General features: G+C 42.9%; 15 protein-coding genes. 5 read left to right on the forward strand and 10 right to left on the reverse strand.

The window, feature by feature from the left end; all coding sequences use genetic code 11:
* The first annotated feature begins 28 nt into the window (after positions 1-28).
* From EZV76_RS07220 to EZV76_RS07240, 5 genes are read left to right on the forward strand one after another with little or no spacing between them, the layout of a single operon-like run.
* Entirely contained in the window at positions 29-313 is a 285-nt protein-coding gene (locus EZV76_RS07220) for a riboflavin synthase subunit beta (protein WP_136565921.1), read from the forward strand.
* Positions 313-2157, forward strand: a complete 1845-nt coding sequence (gene mutL / locus EZV76_RS07225) for a DNA mismatch repair endonuclease MutL (RefSeq protein ID WP_136565922.1) — start codon at positions 313-315, stop codon at positions 2155-2157. The genes EZV76_RS07220 and mutL overlap by 1 nt, the downstream gene beginning before the upstream one ends.
* On the forward strand, positions 2158-2892 hold the full coding sequence (locus tag EZV76_RS07230; protein WP_136565923.1) for a rhomboid family intramembrane serine protease: 735 nt from the start codon (positions 2158-2160) through the stop codon (positions 2890-2892).
* Positions 2893-2895: 3 nt separating this feature from the next.
* Positions 2896-3759 (forward strand): rhomboid family intramembrane serine protease, encoded by an 864-nt coding sequence (locus EZV76_RS07235; RefSeq protein ID WP_136565924.1) that lies wholly within the window; start codon positions 2896-2898, stop codon positions 3757-3759.
* Between the two features lie 3 nt (positions 3760-3762).
* The gene (locus EZV76_RS07240; RefSeq protein WP_136565925.1) at positions 3763-4797 is read left to right on the forward strand and encodes an endonuclease/exonuclease/phosphatase family protein; all 1035 of its coding nucleotides are present in this window, start codon (positions 3763-3765) and stop codon (positions 4795-4797) included.
* On the opposite strand, the gene EZV76_RS07245 is transcribed toward EZV76_RS07240, so the two are convergent.
* The 10 genes from EZV76_RS07245 to EZV76_RS07290 form a co-directional block, all read right to left on the reverse strand.
* Positions 4786-5094, reverse strand: a complete 309-nt coding sequence (locus EZV76_RS07245; protein WP_136565926.1) for a DUF6122 family protein — start codon at positions 5092-5094, stop codon at positions 4786-4788. The genes EZV76_RS07240 and EZV76_RS07245 overlap by 12 nt on opposite strands.
* Positions 5087-5719 carry a WbqC family protein gene (locus tag EZV76_RS07250; RefSeq protein ID WP_136565927.1) on the reverse strand — a complete coding sequence of 211 codons (633 nt, stop codon included), beginning with the start codon at positions 5717-5719 and terminating at the stop codon, positions 5087-5089. The genes EZV76_RS07245 and EZV76_RS07250 overlap by 8 nt, the downstream gene beginning before the upstream one ends.
* A gap of 25 nt (positions 5720-5744) precedes the next feature.
* The gene (gene lepB / locus EZV76_RS07255) at positions 5745-7487 is read right to left on the reverse strand and encodes a signal peptidase I (protein ID WP_136565928.1); all 1743 of its coding nucleotides are present in this window, start codon (positions 7485-7487) and stop codon (positions 5745-5747) included.
* A gap of 48 nt (positions 7488-7535) precedes the next feature.
* Complete coding sequence (gene dapB, locus EZV76_RS07260) at positions 7536-8237, reverse strand: 4-hydroxy-tetrahydrodipicolinate reductase (RefSeq protein WP_136565929.1); 702 nt, start codon at positions 8235-8237, stop codon at positions 7536-7538.
* 3 nt (positions 8238-8240) lie between these two features.
* Positions 8241-8897, reverse strand: coding sequence for a DUF5683 domain-containing protein (locus EZV76_RS07265; RefSeq protein ID WP_236640877.1), 657 nt, complete (start codon positions 8895-8897; stop codon positions 8241-8243).
* Entirely contained in the window at positions 8890-9798 is a 909-nt protein-coding gene (locus EZV76_RS07270; RefSeq protein ID WP_136565930.1) for a ParB/RepB/Spo0J family partition protein, read from the reverse strand. The genes EZV76_RS07265 and EZV76_RS07270 overlap by 8 nt, the downstream gene beginning before the upstream one ends.
* Complete coding sequence (locus EZV76_RS07275; protein WP_136565931.1) at positions 9799-10572, reverse strand: ParA family protein; 774 nt, start codon at positions 10570-10572, stop codon at positions 9799-9801. It lies immediately after the preceding gene.
* Positions 10573-10707: 135 nt separating this feature from the next.
* Positions 10708-12795 (reverse strand): methylmalonyl-CoA mutase, encoded by a 2088-nt coding sequence (gene scpA / locus EZV76_RS07280; RefSeq protein WP_136565976.1) that lies wholly within the window; start codon positions 12793-12795, stop codon positions 10708-10710.
* The gene (locus EZV76_RS07285; protein WP_136565932.1) at positions 12788-14179 is read right to left on the reverse strand and encodes a methylmalonyl-CoA mutase subunit beta; all 1392 of its coding nucleotides are present in this window, start codon (positions 14177-14179) and stop codon (positions 12788-12790) included. Before EZV76_RS07285 ends, scpA begins: the two co-directional genes overlap by 8 nt.
* The gene (locus EZV76_RS07290) at positions 14172-14504 is read right to left on the reverse strand and encodes an FtsB family cell division protein (protein ID WP_136565933.1); all 333 of its coding nucleotides are present in this window, start codon (positions 14502-14504) and stop codon (positions 14172-14174) included. Before EZV76_RS07290 ends, EZV76_RS07285 begins: the two co-directional genes overlap by 8 nt.
* Between the last annotated feature and the right edge of the window lie 2 nt (positions 14505-14506).

The raw sequence follows: 14506 nt of genomic DNA on the forward strand, positions 1-14506 counted from the left end.
CCTTTGGGGTTAGACGGATATGAATGCCATGCGAAACCCTTTAAAACTGAAGAAAAATAAATCATTCAACTACTCGCCGCGCTACTACAAGGGCGAGGGCAATCCGTATAAAATAGAACACAAACTAGATAAATTTCGAAGTACCGCGCATACGCAGAGAGGGCTCCTGAACAAAATCAGTTCGGCCAAGGAAGACCTAAAAATGGAAGGTGATAAGAACATGAAACTTCGTTTTCTTGTTATTGTGGCCATTTTGGTGCTGCTGTTCCTTTTTGTAATCGACTTTGATTTATCCATATTCCTGAATCCCTAATGACGGACATCATTAAACTCTTACCGGACCATGTTGCCAACCAGATTGCAGCAGGGGAGGTGGTCCAACGTCCGGCCTCGGTGGTCAAGGAATTGCTGGAGAATGCCATTGATGCAGGGGCAACAATCATAAAACTGATTGTGAAGGATGGGGGTAAGGCACTTATTCAAGTAGTGGATGATGGTAGCGGTATGAGTGAGACGGATGCTAGATTGTCCTTTGAACGTCATGCCACTTCCAAGATTTCGTCGGCACAGGATTTGTTCAACCTACGCACCAAAGGGTTCCGTGGTGAAGCCCTGGCTTCCATAGCGGCTATTGCCCATGTAGATATGCAGACTCGAACCCACACCAATGAGGTGGGTGTGCATATAAAGATTGAGGGTAGCAAAATTGTTTCCCAAGAGGTTGTGGCCACGCCCAAAGGCACTTCCATATCAGTAAAAAACCTTTTCTTTAATATTCCGGCTCGTCGCAATTTCTTAAAATCCAATCAGGTAGAGCTTCGGCATATTACGGACGAGTTTCATAGGGTTGCCCTGGTGCATCCCAATATCGAGTTCCATTTTTATAACAATGGCTCGGAGATTTTTAATCTTCCCAAAGGGAAACCACGTCAGCGTATATCCCATATTTTTGGAAGTCGCATGGAAGACCGTTTGGTTCCTGTGAACGAAGAGACCGAGGTGGTGAAAATTTCAGGATTTATCTGTAAGCCAGAGTTTGCCAAGAAGAGTAGGGGGGAACAGTTTTTCTTTGCCAATGACCGGTTTATCAAAAGCCCCTATTTGCATCATGCTGTTTCTGCAGCTTTTGAGGGACTGATAAAGCCAGATACATATCCAGGCTATTTTATTTATTTGGAAGTTGACCCGTCTTCGATTGATATCAATATCCATCCCACTAAAACAGAAGTGAAGTTTGATGACGAGAATACGCTTTATGCCATTCTCCGTTCAACGGTAAAGCATAGCCTGGGGCAGTTTAACGTGGCACCAATACTGGATTTTGACCATGACCCCAACTTGGATACCCCTTATGCGTACAAGGAAAAAGGGGCCGTTTTACCCAAAGTAACCGTTGATGCGACTTTTAACCCTTTTCAGGAAGCCACGGAGCGAAGGAGCGGAGGATCTTTTCAAAAAGTAAGCGCAAAAGGTTGGGAAGATTTGTATGAAGGTCTAGATGAGGATTTGGATACAGATAACTTTAGCAGTCTGGCCATTGAATCGGATAGTGATGTACAGGGAACCATGTATACCGATGATGAGGTGGGAGAGCATTTGGCCACGACTTTTCAGCTACGGCGAAAATATGTGGTGAGCACGGTGAAATCCGGGATGTTGGTCATTCATCAGAATAGAGCACATGAACGGATTCTCTTTGAAAAATTTCTAGGGGAAATAACTGTAAAGGAAGGGGTGAGCCAGCAGCTTTTGTTCCCGTTGGAGCTTTCCTTCAATACACAGGAATTGGGAATATTACAGGAAATCAAGGATAGCCTGACAAACATAGGTTTTGCTTTTGAAAGTTTGGAGGAAGAGACTGTAAAAGTGACAGGAGTGCCCCTAGTGGTTCCAGAAAGTGGAATTGGCACGGTATTGGATCGCTTGATTGCGGATTATATGGAAGGATTTGATACTGGTTCCATTTCCCAGGCCGAAGTATTGGCCCAAGCACTTTCCAAAAACTTGGCCGTACGGACAGGGGAGATCTTGGACCAAGAATCGCAGCTGGCCTTGGTGAACAATTTGTTTGCCTGTAAGGAACCAACCTTGAGTCCGTTTCAAAAATTGACATACACCATTATCTCCGAAGGGGATATCGATAAAAAATTCAGTTAGATGGGTAGAATGACCGATGCGGTAAAACATTTATTGATCATTAATGTGATCATGTTTTTTGCCACGCAATTATACGGGGACCAAATGTACCAATGGATGTCACTTTGGTTTCCTAAGAACAGCAATTTTGAATGGTGGCAAGTGGGTACCCATATGTTCATGCATGGTAGCCTGATGCATATTGTGTTCAATATGTATGCGCTGTGGGCGTTTGGAACGCCGCTGGAACGGATATGGGGACGCAATAAGTTCCTGTTCTTTTATTTTTCGGCTGGTTTGGGGTCGGCGGCATTGCATACAGGAGTCAATTATTACTTTTTCAGCGAAGGATTGAATGCTTTGGAAAGTGCGGGTTTGGCCAGAACACAGATCATGGAAATCATATCGGGGGGGCAATATAGTCCTGATTGGTACAACCTAGCTTCAAAAAGCACTATCGATAGTTTTTTATCAGCATATAATGTCCCTGCTGTGGGAGCTTCTGGGGCCATTTATGGGGTTTTGGTGGCTTTTGCCTTTATGTATTCCGAAGCCAAATTGATGCTGATTTTTCTACCAGTACCTATAAAAGCCAAATATTTTGTGCCCTTATTGATTGCAGGGGATTTAATTTTTGGTATCAGCAATGTAAATACCGGAGTGGCACATTTTGCGCACATTGGGGGAGCATTGATTGGGTTCATTATGATGTGGTATTGGAAAAAGAACCAGTTTAACAATAATCGTTGGGATTAAACTATGGCAAACGGCGGATTACAATATCAATTTGCTCGGTTGAACATTGCGGAAAAGCTCATCGCCATCAATGTGCTGATCTTTATTCTGGATGGACTTTCCGCAGCGCTGTTGGGCTATTCAGTTTCCCATTGGTTTCATTTGCCCAAGGATTTCTTGACGTTTTTTGGTCAACCGTGGTCCTTGGTTACCTATTCGTTTTTTCATGCTGGACTGGGACATATTTTTTGGAATATGCTCATGCTCTATTTTACCGGCAGGATTTTTTTGAACCTTTTTGATGGGCAGCGATTCCTAAATGTATACTTTTTGGGAGTTATCGTAGGAGGGATTGTTTTCCTCTTAAGCTACAATATCTTTCCAACTTTATTGGACGCCAATACAGCATTGATAGGAGCTTCGGCAGGGGTTACGGCGGTGCTGATTTTCATCTGTGCCTATATTCCCAATCAAGAGGTTCGGATTATTTTCTTCAATGTTAAACTTTGGTACGTTGGGGTATTTTTTGTTTTGGTTGATTTGATACAGATACCCTATGGTGGAAATGTAGGTGGTAGATTGGCCCATTTGGGGGGTGCTTTTTTGGGATATATCTATGCAAGGCAACTGTTGAACGGCAAGGATATAGGAGACGGATTTACCAGATTCGTAGAAGCCATTGCACAGCTCTTTAAGCCAAAAGAGAAAAAGGCCAACATGAAGACCGTTTACCGAAAGAATGCTTCCGGAAACAAAACAATGGATTATGACAAGGCCGCCAAACAGAAGAAAATAGACACTATTTTGGACAAGATCAGCAAATCTGGATATGAAAGTTTGTCCAAAGAGGAAAAAGACTTTTTGTTTAAAGCCGGCAAGGAGGATTGATGTATGAAAAAAGCAGCTTCACTCATTGAAAAGGTAGCCTTTGCGATCAACATTTTGGTTGCCTTTTTCTTGCTTATCACGTGTTTGTCTTCATATCTCAATTTTCAAATAATACCCATATTTTCGGCTTTGAGCCTGTTTGTTCCCTTCTTGTTCATCCTTAATTTTTTGTTCATGATCTATTGGGTCTTCAAGAGGAAGCGAAAACTTTTTCTGTCTTTGTTGGCCCTTGTGATAGGCTATTTAGGTTTCGGACCTTTTTATAAGATGGGGGATGAAACCAAGAAAGCCCAATCCAATGACCTTACAATCATGAGCTATAACGTATGGGGGTTCAATAAGAATGAGTGGATAAAAGAGCCTAATATTGGCAACAAGATAATTTCGTTCATTAAAAAGGAAGACCCCGATATTGTTTGTATTCAAGAGCACAGCAGAATACGGTATAAACAATTGAGTCAATATCCCTACCGTAGTGAAACGCCCCAATTATCGCCAAGAACCATACAGGCCATTTTTTCTAAATACCCAATTATTGGGAATGGGTCCCTGGAATTGCCAAACACGGTCAATAATATTATTTATGCAGACATTTTGTTGGGCAAGGATACAGTTAGGGTCTATAACCTGCATCTGCAATCCTTCAGCATCGTCCCCAAAGCAGAAACCCTTTCAAATGGAGAGGAATCAGAAAAAAATTATAAGCGACTGGTAAGTACTTTTGCCAAACAGTTGGAACAAGCTAAGTTCTTTGCGGAGCATATAGAGAAAAGCCCATATACCAATATTGTGTGTGGGGATTTCAACAATACACAATTTTCCAATGTCTATAAGATTGTGAAAGGAGATATGCAGGACACTTTTTTGGAAAAGGGCGATGGCTTTGGACGTACCTACAATCTATTGGGTTTTCCTCTTCGGATAGATTACATCTTTGCTGAACCTAAAGTAGAGATAGTGTCGCATAAAAATTTTGATGAAAAATTGTCCGATCACTATCCAGTCATGGCCACGTTGCGCCTGAAATCACATCAATAGACAATCCATAAAGTCTGCAAGAATATGGATGAGCAATGCTAGACCCATTATTCGGGTAGGTTTAAAAAAAGGCAGAATGGCGTATCCCAATATGGCCCAATAACTGTGTAGGGGATGAAAACCAATACTACATCGGTTGGGGTCGAATAAAGGATTTGCCCAGAAATGGTCCACATCAATCACGATGCCGCATAACAGGATGATTGCTACCCTTAATTTACGATCCTTAAAGAAAAAAAAGGCGATTAAAATCGGGATTAGAAAATGTATGCCGTAGTGTACGAAATGCCTAAGCATGTAAAAAATCCAAAGGTTGATTTTCCAAATAGGAAAGTGCGTTGGTGCCTTCGTTGAACAATAAATCCAATATACTGAGATTGGATACAAACCCATGTCTGTCATCAAAGACTTGTGGATAGGGTTCCATTTCTGGATTGACTTCCTTTTTGGCTTCCACTAAAAATCTGCCATCCATTTGGTTCGACAGTTCCGGTTCATACAATGCTGTTTTTTCCTCTGATATCCCAATTCCCAAACACTCTGCAATGGTTTCAATGGTTTTAAGATTGTAATCGTACAATGAGGTATGTGGACCTTCAAACAATGGTCTTATGTCATCCTCATAAAACTCAAAGAATGGTGAGGTTCTATATGCTGTTTCCAAGGTACGCCAATGGATTTTTTTCCACGGGTAGCTGTTGTCCATTTCCACATGGGCATATTTTTGCCTGCCTTCTTTTCCACCCGCATGTTTTATAGGGATGTTGAGCATGTGTTTCCCTTGGTCGGTACAGATATAACAGCGGTTTCTATAGGTCTGTTTTTGAAAATTGTCATGAGCCTCCCAAATAACATTGTGCTGTGCAATAACCGAAAAGGTTGCAATGCTGGGGAAATAGGATGGGTGCAGTACTATTTTCAAGAACGTAAGGGTTTTGGCGGAAGTCTTATTCTGCCTTTTTCTTTCTTCGCTTTTTTATGAAGTCGAACAGAATCCAACCTACAATCAGGGCCACAAAGTATTTAAAATAGGAAATGGGTTCCCCACTTCCACCAACTGTGGTGAAGATACGGTCCCAACGAGGCTTCCAATTAGACAATCCCTCGTTGAAATTGTCAAAACTCATCCATAAAAATACAGGCTTGCCCACAATATGATCTGCGGGAACATAACCCCAAGCCCTACTATCCTCAGAGTGGTCCCGGTTATCTCCCATCATCCAGTAGTAATCTTGTTTAAAGGTATAGGAGTTGGCTTCTTGACCATTGATAAGTACTTTCTGCCCGGTAACCTCTACATCGTTATGTTCGTAATCCCTGATGATTTTTTTGTACAAAGGAATGGTTCTGGCATTGATTTCAACCGTTGTTCCTTCTTTGGGGATGTAGATGGGACCAAAATTGTCACTGTTCCAAGGGTACAGGTTGGGTTTTTGGGGGAAAGAGCCTCCGTATACACCCTTTTCTTCAACAAGTTTTACTACCGAATCTATGGCAGGATTTTCCTGAAGCTGCGCAACCATTTCATCGGTAAGGTTGGCAATTCTGGACCTTGGTTTTTCTTCTGTCAATGATAATCTAAGCTGTCGTATGACTTCAGTTGGAATGCCTTTTTCTTCCGTAACCAATTCAATTTTGCCATCTTGACTCCTGTTGGCGCCCAAGACAAACGGGTTAAGTGCATTGTACTGGTTTTGGTTTAAATTCCCTGCGATGTATGTTCTAAAATAGTCCGAAGCATCCACTTCTTCCAACAGTTTACTGGATACCCCGTTTTGAGCATAGATGTTGTAATTGTACATGGGCTTTGCCCGGTCTGACAATTGTAGCTTTTCCCCATTGATGTATACAAATCCATCGATAACGGCCAAGGAATCGCCAGGTGTGCCCACACATCGCTTTACGTAATTGGATTTTTTATCTATGGGCTTTTTTACGGCTTTTTCAGCTCTAAAGAATTGATAGAGCGTGTCCGAAGGCAGGCTAAAGACCACAATGTCGTTCTTCTTTACCCGCTCAAACCCTGGTATGCGCATGTAGGGCAGCTGTAATTTGTTGATCCAGGAAGTCTTGTAGGTTTCTGGATTCACATCGGCCAAATAGGACCGTTTTCTAAGCATGGGCAGCGTGTCATGTACCATGGGCGCTGCCAAGGTGGTCATAGGTATCCGTGCACCATAGTGAAATTTGCTTACAAAGAGAAAATCACCTATCCGCAATGTACGCTCCAAGGACCCCGTAGGTATTACGTATGGCTGAAAGAAATAAGTGTGGACAAATGTAGCGGCCACAATGGCAAAGACGATGGAACTCACCCATTCGCCCAGACCGGTTCTTGGTTTTAGGCTGCGATCTTCAATATAGGTAACGTCTTCTGCATAATTTATGTAGTAGATGTAGAAGCCAAGGGTCAATATTACCAACCAAGTGTCCAATAGGCTGTTCTTTCCAAAACTTCGAATGGTCTCTACCCAAACCACGGGGAACATCAATAAGTTGATAATGGGGATAAACAGTAGCAGTACCCACCACCAAGGACGGTTGATGATTTTCATCAAGATTATACCATTATAGATGGGGATGGCGGCTTCCCAAGCTTTCCGCCCTGCTTTTACATAAAGTTTCCATGTGCCCAAAAAATGGATGACTTGGATGACCAATATAAAAATGATCCACTGTGTACCGCTCATATAAAAGTTTCTTTGTAAGACTTACAGTCTCTATTCTTGTTACGTTTTTTAATACAGGTTTAACACGTCTTTCATGGAAAAGACACCTGTTTTGCCCTGAATCCATTCCGAAGCGATTACTGCTCCCAAGGCAAAGCCTTCGCGATTATGGGCCGTGTGCTTAATTTCTATGGAGTCCACCGAACTGCCATAGGATATGGTATGTGTACCTGGTACCATTCCCTCGCGTTTGGATGTAATAGGTATAATGTTGTTTTCTTCTTGGTCCAATTTCCAACCTTTGTAGTCAGACTGAGCAATGATTCCCTCCGCCAAGGTAATTGCAGTGCCACTTGGTGCATCAAGCTTTTGGGTATGATGGATTTCTTCCATAGAGACATTGTACTGCTCTAGACCGGACATCATTTTGGCCAAATACGAGTTCAATTCAAAAAAAATGTTCACTCCCAAACTAAAATTGGAGGCATATATAAACCCTGATTGGTTTTTATTGCAAATACTGACAGCTTGGTCATAGTTGGATAACCAACCGGTGGTGCCGCAGATAACCGGTACTTTGTGTTCAAAACACCCAGTTATATTGTCAAATGCAGACTCAGGAGTACTAAAGTCTATGGCAACATCCATTTTGTGATAGGGAATTTCCTTGGTATCCACATCAACCTTCGCGACAATGGTATGGCCTCTATCTTGGGCAATTTGTTCAATCATCCTACCCATTTTGCCATAACCAAAGAGTGCAATGTTCATAATTTAGAATTTTACGACCAGGGCCATTCCAAAATTGGGTTCCTGGGTGAAAGGGTTCATATCTAAATAGGGTTTAAAATCAACCACAAGATTGTCATCCACATTATACTGTTTCAAATGTGCATCCACGTTGGCATCAATAATATTCAAGGTGTACAGGACTAGGGTAATCACCAACGAAAGGTCCCTGCTGCGCTGGGTGCGTTCTTGGGCGTCCTGAAGCGCCTCGTCTGATACGTCCGGGCCTTCGCCATCCCCATTGAGGTCATAGAACTCATCGTCTGTAAACCCGGCCAGTCTTCTTTTAAAAGCGTTCCGAGCACTTCTGTATTCGGTGTTGTTGAAAGAGTAAGTGTATATGGCTGTTCCCAGTGCTCCCCAAACAATGGGAGCTTTCCAGTATCGCTTGTTGTATATCTGCCCCAATCCAGGAAGGACTGCAGAGTAGAATGCTGCTTTACTGGGGGCCAAGGGATTTATTGCTTTCTTTTCGTAAGTTACTTCTTCAATGGTTATACCAGAACCCTCCAAATTTTGGGCCAACGAATCAATCTCGGCAGGGTGGGGTGGTTCCATATCTTCTTTCTTCTCTTCTTCTTGGGCGAGACCAAATTGAAGATTCAATAAAAAAAGGAACAATAATAATAGGCCTTTATTCACCTGTAAGTAATTTTTTGATACGCTGAAACTCTTCCTCGGAGTGAAAAGGAATTACTATTTTTCCTTTTCCGGTTTGGGATGAGGTAACATCTACCTTGGCGGAAAGAAAATCTTTGAGTTCATCCATGCCTTTGGAAACAAAACTGGGAATTTCCTTGGAAGCCTTTGTTTTCTTTTCGCTTGCCTCTCTCGAAGGTTCTTTGAGTGTTTTTACCAAACGCTCAGTGTCCCTTACTGAAAGACCGTCTGAAACCACCTTCTCATAAATGGCTATCTGCTCTTTTTTCTTCTCGATATTGATCAAGGCTCTGCCGTGTCCCATACTGATAAATCCATCCCGCATTCCGGTTTGGATGATGGGGTGTAGTTTAAGAAGACGGAGGTAATTGGTGATGGTGGAACGTTTTTTACCTACACGATCGCTCAATTTTTCTTGGGTAATCTGGATTTCATCAATCAGCCTTTGGTAGGATAGGGCAATCTCGATGGGGTCCAAATCTTGCCGTTGGATGTTTTCCACCAAGGCCATTTCCAAGGATTCTTGGTCGTTGGCAATACGGATATAGGCAGGAATAGTTTCCAGCCCTACCAGTTTTGATGCACGGAACCTGCGTTCCCCTGAAACCAATTGGAATTTGTTGAAATCCAATTTCCGAACGGTTATGGGCTGAATAATCCCAAGTTCACGAATGGAACTGGCCAATTCTTCCAAAGCCTCATCATTAAAATTGGACCTCGGCTGAAAGGGATTCACCTCAATGGATTCAATATCCAGTTCAACTACATTGCCTATGACCTTGTCCGCATTTTTATCCCCAACGGATTGAATATCGTTTTCGGGATCTTTCAGTAGAGCGGACAGGCCTCTTCCCAAAGCCTGTTTTTTGGTTGCTTTCGCCATCTAAACTTTCTCCTTGTTTTTCTTCAAAATTTCATTGGCCAAGTTAAGGTAATTGGAGGCACCTTTGCTGCTGGCATCATATTTTATAATGCTTTCACCATAACTTGGGGCTTCGCTTAGCCTTACATTTCTTTGTATGATGGTGTCGAACACCATATCTGCGAAGTGTTTTTTCACTTCTTCCACGACTTGGTTGGATAGGCGTAGCCTTGAATCGTACATCGTCAGCAACATGCCTTCTATATCCAAATCGTTGTTATGTATTTTCTGTACACTTTTCACCGTGTTCAATAGTTTGCCCAACCCTTCCAATGCAAAATATTCGCATTGAATGGGAATCATAACGGAGTCTGCAGCGGTAAGTGCGTTTAGCGTCAATAATCCCAAAGACGGGGCGCAATCAATCAAGACAAAATCGTAACGATCTCCTAGACCCTTGAGCGCTTCTTTGAGCATATATTCCCTGTTGTCCTTGTCCACCAATTCAATCTCAATGGCCACAAGGTCGATGTGTGCCGGAACCAAATCAACATTCGGGGAGTCGGTTTGAACAATTACATCCTCAACGGGCATGGTATGTTCCAATAGTTGGTATGTGCCATGCTCCACGGAATCAACATCAATACCTAGCCCTGAAGTGGCATTGGCTTGGGGATCAGCATCAATCAGTAACACTTTCTTTTCCAAAACACCAAGGGAGGCCGCAAGGTTTACCGTAGTAGTGGTTTTGCCAACACCGCCCTTTTGGTTTGCAATAGCAATGATTTTGCCCATTTCATAGTAAGTTAGGTGCTAAAAATACGATTATTTAAGATGCTAAAAAATGTATTTTGTTAACAGTGGGTGAATAACCATGGCATTCAGCGTTAAAGAAAGTTAAAGTTATATTTATGAGACCGTTAAGGGCAATTAATCCATTAAAATCTTTAAGATTTCAATAGCTGCATCACTAATTTTTGTACCAGGTCCAAATACAGCCACCGCACCACGATCTAGAAGGTGTTGATAGTCTTGCTTGGGGATAACGCCCCCAACAATGACCATGATGTCCTCACGACCCTGTTCTTTTAGTTCTTGCACTACTTCTGGCACCAAGGTTTTGTGTCCTCCGGCCAACGAAGATATGCCCAGAACATGTACATCGTTTTCCACGGCCTGTTTGGCTACTTCGGCAGGGGTTTGGAACAAGGGTCCAATATCTACGTCAAAACCGAGATCGGCATAGCCAGTTGCCACCACTTTGGCACCACGATCATGACCATCCTGTCCCATTTTGGCCACCATAATTCGAGGTCTTCGTCCCTCCTGGGTTGCAAATTCGTCAGCCATTTTACGGGCCCTGACAAAACTTTCGTCGTTTTTGATTTCTTTCGAATACACGCCGGTAAAAGATTGGATTTTTGCTTTGTAGCGTCCAAAGGCACTTTCCATGGCGTCACTGATCTCTCCCAAGGTGGCGCGAGCTTTGGCCGCTTGTACCGCTAAAGCTAACAAATTTTCACGGTCAGCATCGTTCTGACTGGCTTTTTTGGCCGCTAAACGGATGTCATTGAGTGCTTTTTCAACTTCTTTGGAATCCCGTGTCGATTTTATTTGTTCAAGTCGCTCCATCTGCTGTTGGCGTACTTTGGCATTGTCCACTTCCAAAATTTGCAGGTCATCTTCATCCTCCAGTTGGTATTTGTTCACGCCAACAATAACATCTTGACCGCTATCGATTCGGGCTTGTTTTTTGGCAGCAGCCTCTTCAATCCGTCTTTTGGGGATACCTGCTTCAATGGCTTTGGTCATGCCACCAAGTTTTTCAACCTCCTGAATCAATTCCCAAGCTTCCTCGGCAATTTCTTGGGTCAATTGTTCAACTACATGACTTCCGGCCCATGGATCTACCGTTTTGGTAATATGGGTTTCTTTTTGCAAATAGATTTGGGTGTTACGGGCTATCCGTGCCGAAAAATCAGTAGGTAGGGCAATGGCTTCGTCCAAAGCGTTGGTGTGAAGACTTTGAGTGCCACCAAAAGCAGCCGCCATTGCCTCAATAGTGGTCCTGGCCACATTATTAAAAGGATCTTGTTCTGTTAAACTCCATCCACTGGTCTGGCTATGAGTGCGCAGCATAAGTGATTTTTCGTTCTTGGGATTGAATTGTCCTACCAACTTGGCCCACAACATTCTACCTGCCCTCATTTTGGCAATTTCTGTGAAATGGTTCATCCCAATGCCCCAAAAGAAGGAAAGTCTGGGGGCAAATTCATCGATTTTCAGTCCCGCCTTAATTCCTGTCCGAATATATTCAATGCCGTCAGAAAGGGTATAGGCCAATTCCATGGCGGCAGGGGCACCGGCTTCGTGCATGTGGTATCCAGAAATACTGATGCTGTTGAAACGGGGCATGTTTTTACTGGTGAACTCAAAAATATCTGCAACAATTTGCATGGATGGGGCAGGAGGATAGATATAGGTGTTCCGCACCATAAACTCTTTGAGGATGTCATTTTGGATGGTCCCGGAAAGCTTTTCCATGGAAACACCCTGTTCTTCGGCTGCTGCAATATAAAAAGCCATGATAGGGATAACGGCACCGTTCATGGTCATGGATACGGACATTTGGTCCAATGGAATATGATCAAAGAGGATTTTCATGTCCTCAACGGAGTCAATGGCCACACCGGCCTTGCCCACATCGCCAACAACGCGGTCGTTGTCCGAGTCGTAACCTCGGTGGGTGGGAAGATCAAAAGCCACGGAAAGACCTTTTTGGCCCGCCTTCAAATTTCTTCTGTAAAAAGCATTGCTTTCTTCTGCCGTGGAGAAACCAGCATACTGGCGGATGGTCCATGGTCTACGAACATACATGGTGGAGTACGGACCACGAAGAAAAGGGGATATGCCCGCAGCGAAGTTGACGTGGCTGAGATTATCAGCTTTTCTGAGCTCTGAGTTCTGAGTTCTGAACTCCGAACTTAACTCCAAATGTTGAAGGTCTTTTCTACTCATCATCCAATCTTTTTTGTTCCAAGGCTTCGGCCAATCGTTTCTCAATGATGGGTACTATCAAGGTTTTTCTGGGCTGTGTTTTTACAAAGGGATATAGTTCCAAATCATTTTTCATGCGATCTTGAGGGTTTTGATACGCATTGGTGCCCAGAAGTACAATTTTGCCCTCATCAAAAAGTTGCTGTTCCTTGGTGGCACTTTCCTTAATTTTTTGTTGGATGACCCCTTTTTTGAGCGCGCTTAAAAAACCGCCGGATTTTTCAATCTGTTTGAAGAGAGCCAAAGCTTTTTCCGCCAATTGCTCTGTAATGGATTCAATGAAGTAGGCCCCATTGGAAACTTCTGAAACCGTTTCAAAATAACTTTCCTCCTTCAACAATAACAATTGATTGCGTGCAATTCGCTCTGCAAATGCATTGTCCTTATGGTAAATGGCATCATAAGGAAGGTTGCAAACTGTATCGGCACCGCCTAAAATGGCCGACATGCTTTCCGAGGTGGTACGGAGCATGTTCACATTATAATCGTAAAGGGTTTTGTTCCGTTTAGTGGGGATGGCCATAATGTGGCAATCGCTATCAACCCCATATTCCGAAGCCAGACTGCCCCAAAGCCAACGCAGTGCCCTTAGCTTGGCAATTTCAAAGAAATAATTACTTCCCACCGCTACTTTGAATGCTATGGGAAACGATTGCTGAGTTGTGCTTGAAGTGGCAAAATGATTAAGGTATTCATGGGCATGGGCCAACCCATAGGCCAATTGTTGTACCATATTGGCCCCTGCATTTTGGTAGATTGCTATATCCACACCAAAGGTGGCCACTGAAGTATGTGTGTTGGCAAGTTCATGGATTTCTTTCAAAATGGCGTGGTCCTTTTCAAGGTTATGGAACCAATTTCCATCATGGGAAAGATGCCCGATTAAATCGATATTGAGGTATGCCTTGGCATTTTTACCCTTCAAAATTTCCAAAAGGTTTTTGATGGGCTGAACGGCCAAAAACTGAAATGTGAAATGAAGGGGCACGCCTCCCAAATCGATATTGGAAAGCAAAAGGCCAAAATCAGTTTCTCCGTTTGGAATGGTAAAATATAAAGCTTCAATACCCTTGGTCAAACTTTCCAAAGCCTTTTTGTTTGCTGCTTCCTCATTTCCTGCATAAATGGTTTGACCTACATGCCATTTTCGGGAAGCGGAAGTTGGGTGGGCTTTAATGTTTTGCAGGTCCTCTTCATGATAAAAGGGTTTCACCGCAATCCCCTCCAAGGACTCCCAAACCAGGGTGTCGTTGTAATCAGCACCCTTTAGGTCGAACTGTATTTTTTGCTTCCATTGTTTGGAGGAAACTTCGGGAAATTCTTGGAATAGGCCTGTTTTACTCATCTTTTTTGATTTTTAGGCTGTCTTCGTATTCAATGAGGAAAATTTCCTCGTTCTCCTTTTTCATATAGTATTTCTCTCGGGCAAATTTTTCCATTTCTTCGGGGTCGGACATCTTTTCCAGGATTTCTTTGTCCTTGGCAATCTCATCCTTTAAAAACTCTTTCTGTTTTTCCAGTTTTTTTATCTCTTTCCGAAGTTCCCAGTGTATCAAAAAGGAGTTCGTATCAAAAAAAGCCATCCAAATCACAAAAATGGTCAACACTAATACATACATATTGGTCATGACCTTGAACCATTTTTTATTTCTAAGCTCTTTTAAACCCATAT

Source organism: Flagellimonas alvinocaridis (genome assembly GCF_004916895.1).
GTDB lineage: Bacteria > Bacteroidota > Bacteroidia > Flavobacteriales > Flavobacteriaceae > Flagellimonas > Flagellimonas alvinocaridis.

Bases quoted from the DNA above. Each gene is read 5' to 3' on its own strand.
- EZV76_RS07220 (WP_136565921.1), top strand. From the start codon at position 29: ATGCGAAACCCTTTAAAACTGAAGAAAAATAAATCATTCAACTACTCG.
- mutL (WP_136565922.1), top strand. From the start codon at position 313: ATGACGGACATCATTAAACTCTTACCGGACCATGTTGCCAACCAGATT.
- EZV76_RS07230 (WP_136565923.1), top strand. From the start codon at position 2,158: ATGGGTAGAATGACCGATGCGGTAAAACATTTATTGATCATTAATGTG.
- EZV76_RS07235 (WP_136565924.1), top strand. From the start codon at position 2,896: ATGGCAAACGGCGGATTACAATATCAATTTGCTCGGTTGAACATTGCG.
- EZV76_RS07240 (WP_136565925.1), top strand. From the start codon at position 3,763: ATGAAAAAAGCAGCTTCACTCATTGAAAAGGTAGCCTTTGCGATCAAC.
- EZV76_RS07245 (WP_136565926.1), bottom strand. From the start codon at position 5,094: ATGCTTAGGCATTTCGTACACTACGGCATACATTTTCTAATCCCGATT.
- lepB (WP_136565928.1), bottom strand. From the start codon at position 7,487: ATGAGCGGTACACAGTGGATCATTTTTATATTGGTCATCCAAGTCATC.
- dapB (WP_136565929.1), bottom strand. From the start codon at position 8,237: ATGAACATTGCACTCTTTGGTTATGGCAAAATGGGTAGGATGATTGAA.
- EZV76_RS07270 (WP_136565930.1), bottom strand. From the start codon at position 9,798: ATGGCGAAAGCAACCAAAAAACAGGCTTTGGGAAGAGGCCTGTCCGCT.
- EZV76_RS07275 (WP_136565931.1), bottom strand. From the start codon at position 10,572: ATGGGCAAAATCATTGCTATTGCAAACCAAAAGGGCGGTGTTGGCAAA.
- scpA (WP_136565976.1), bottom strand. From the start codon at position 12,795: ATGAGTAGAAAAGACCTTCAACATTTGGAGTTAAGTTCGGAGTTCAGA.
- EZV76_RS07285 (WP_136565932.1), bottom strand. From the start codon at position 14,179: ATGAGTAAAACAGGCCTATTCCAAGAATTTCCCGAAGTTTCCTCCAAA.
- EZV76_RS07290 (WP_136565933.1), bottom strand. From the start codon at position 14,504: ATGGGTTTAAAAGAGCTTAGAAATAAAAAATGGTTCAAGGTCATGACC.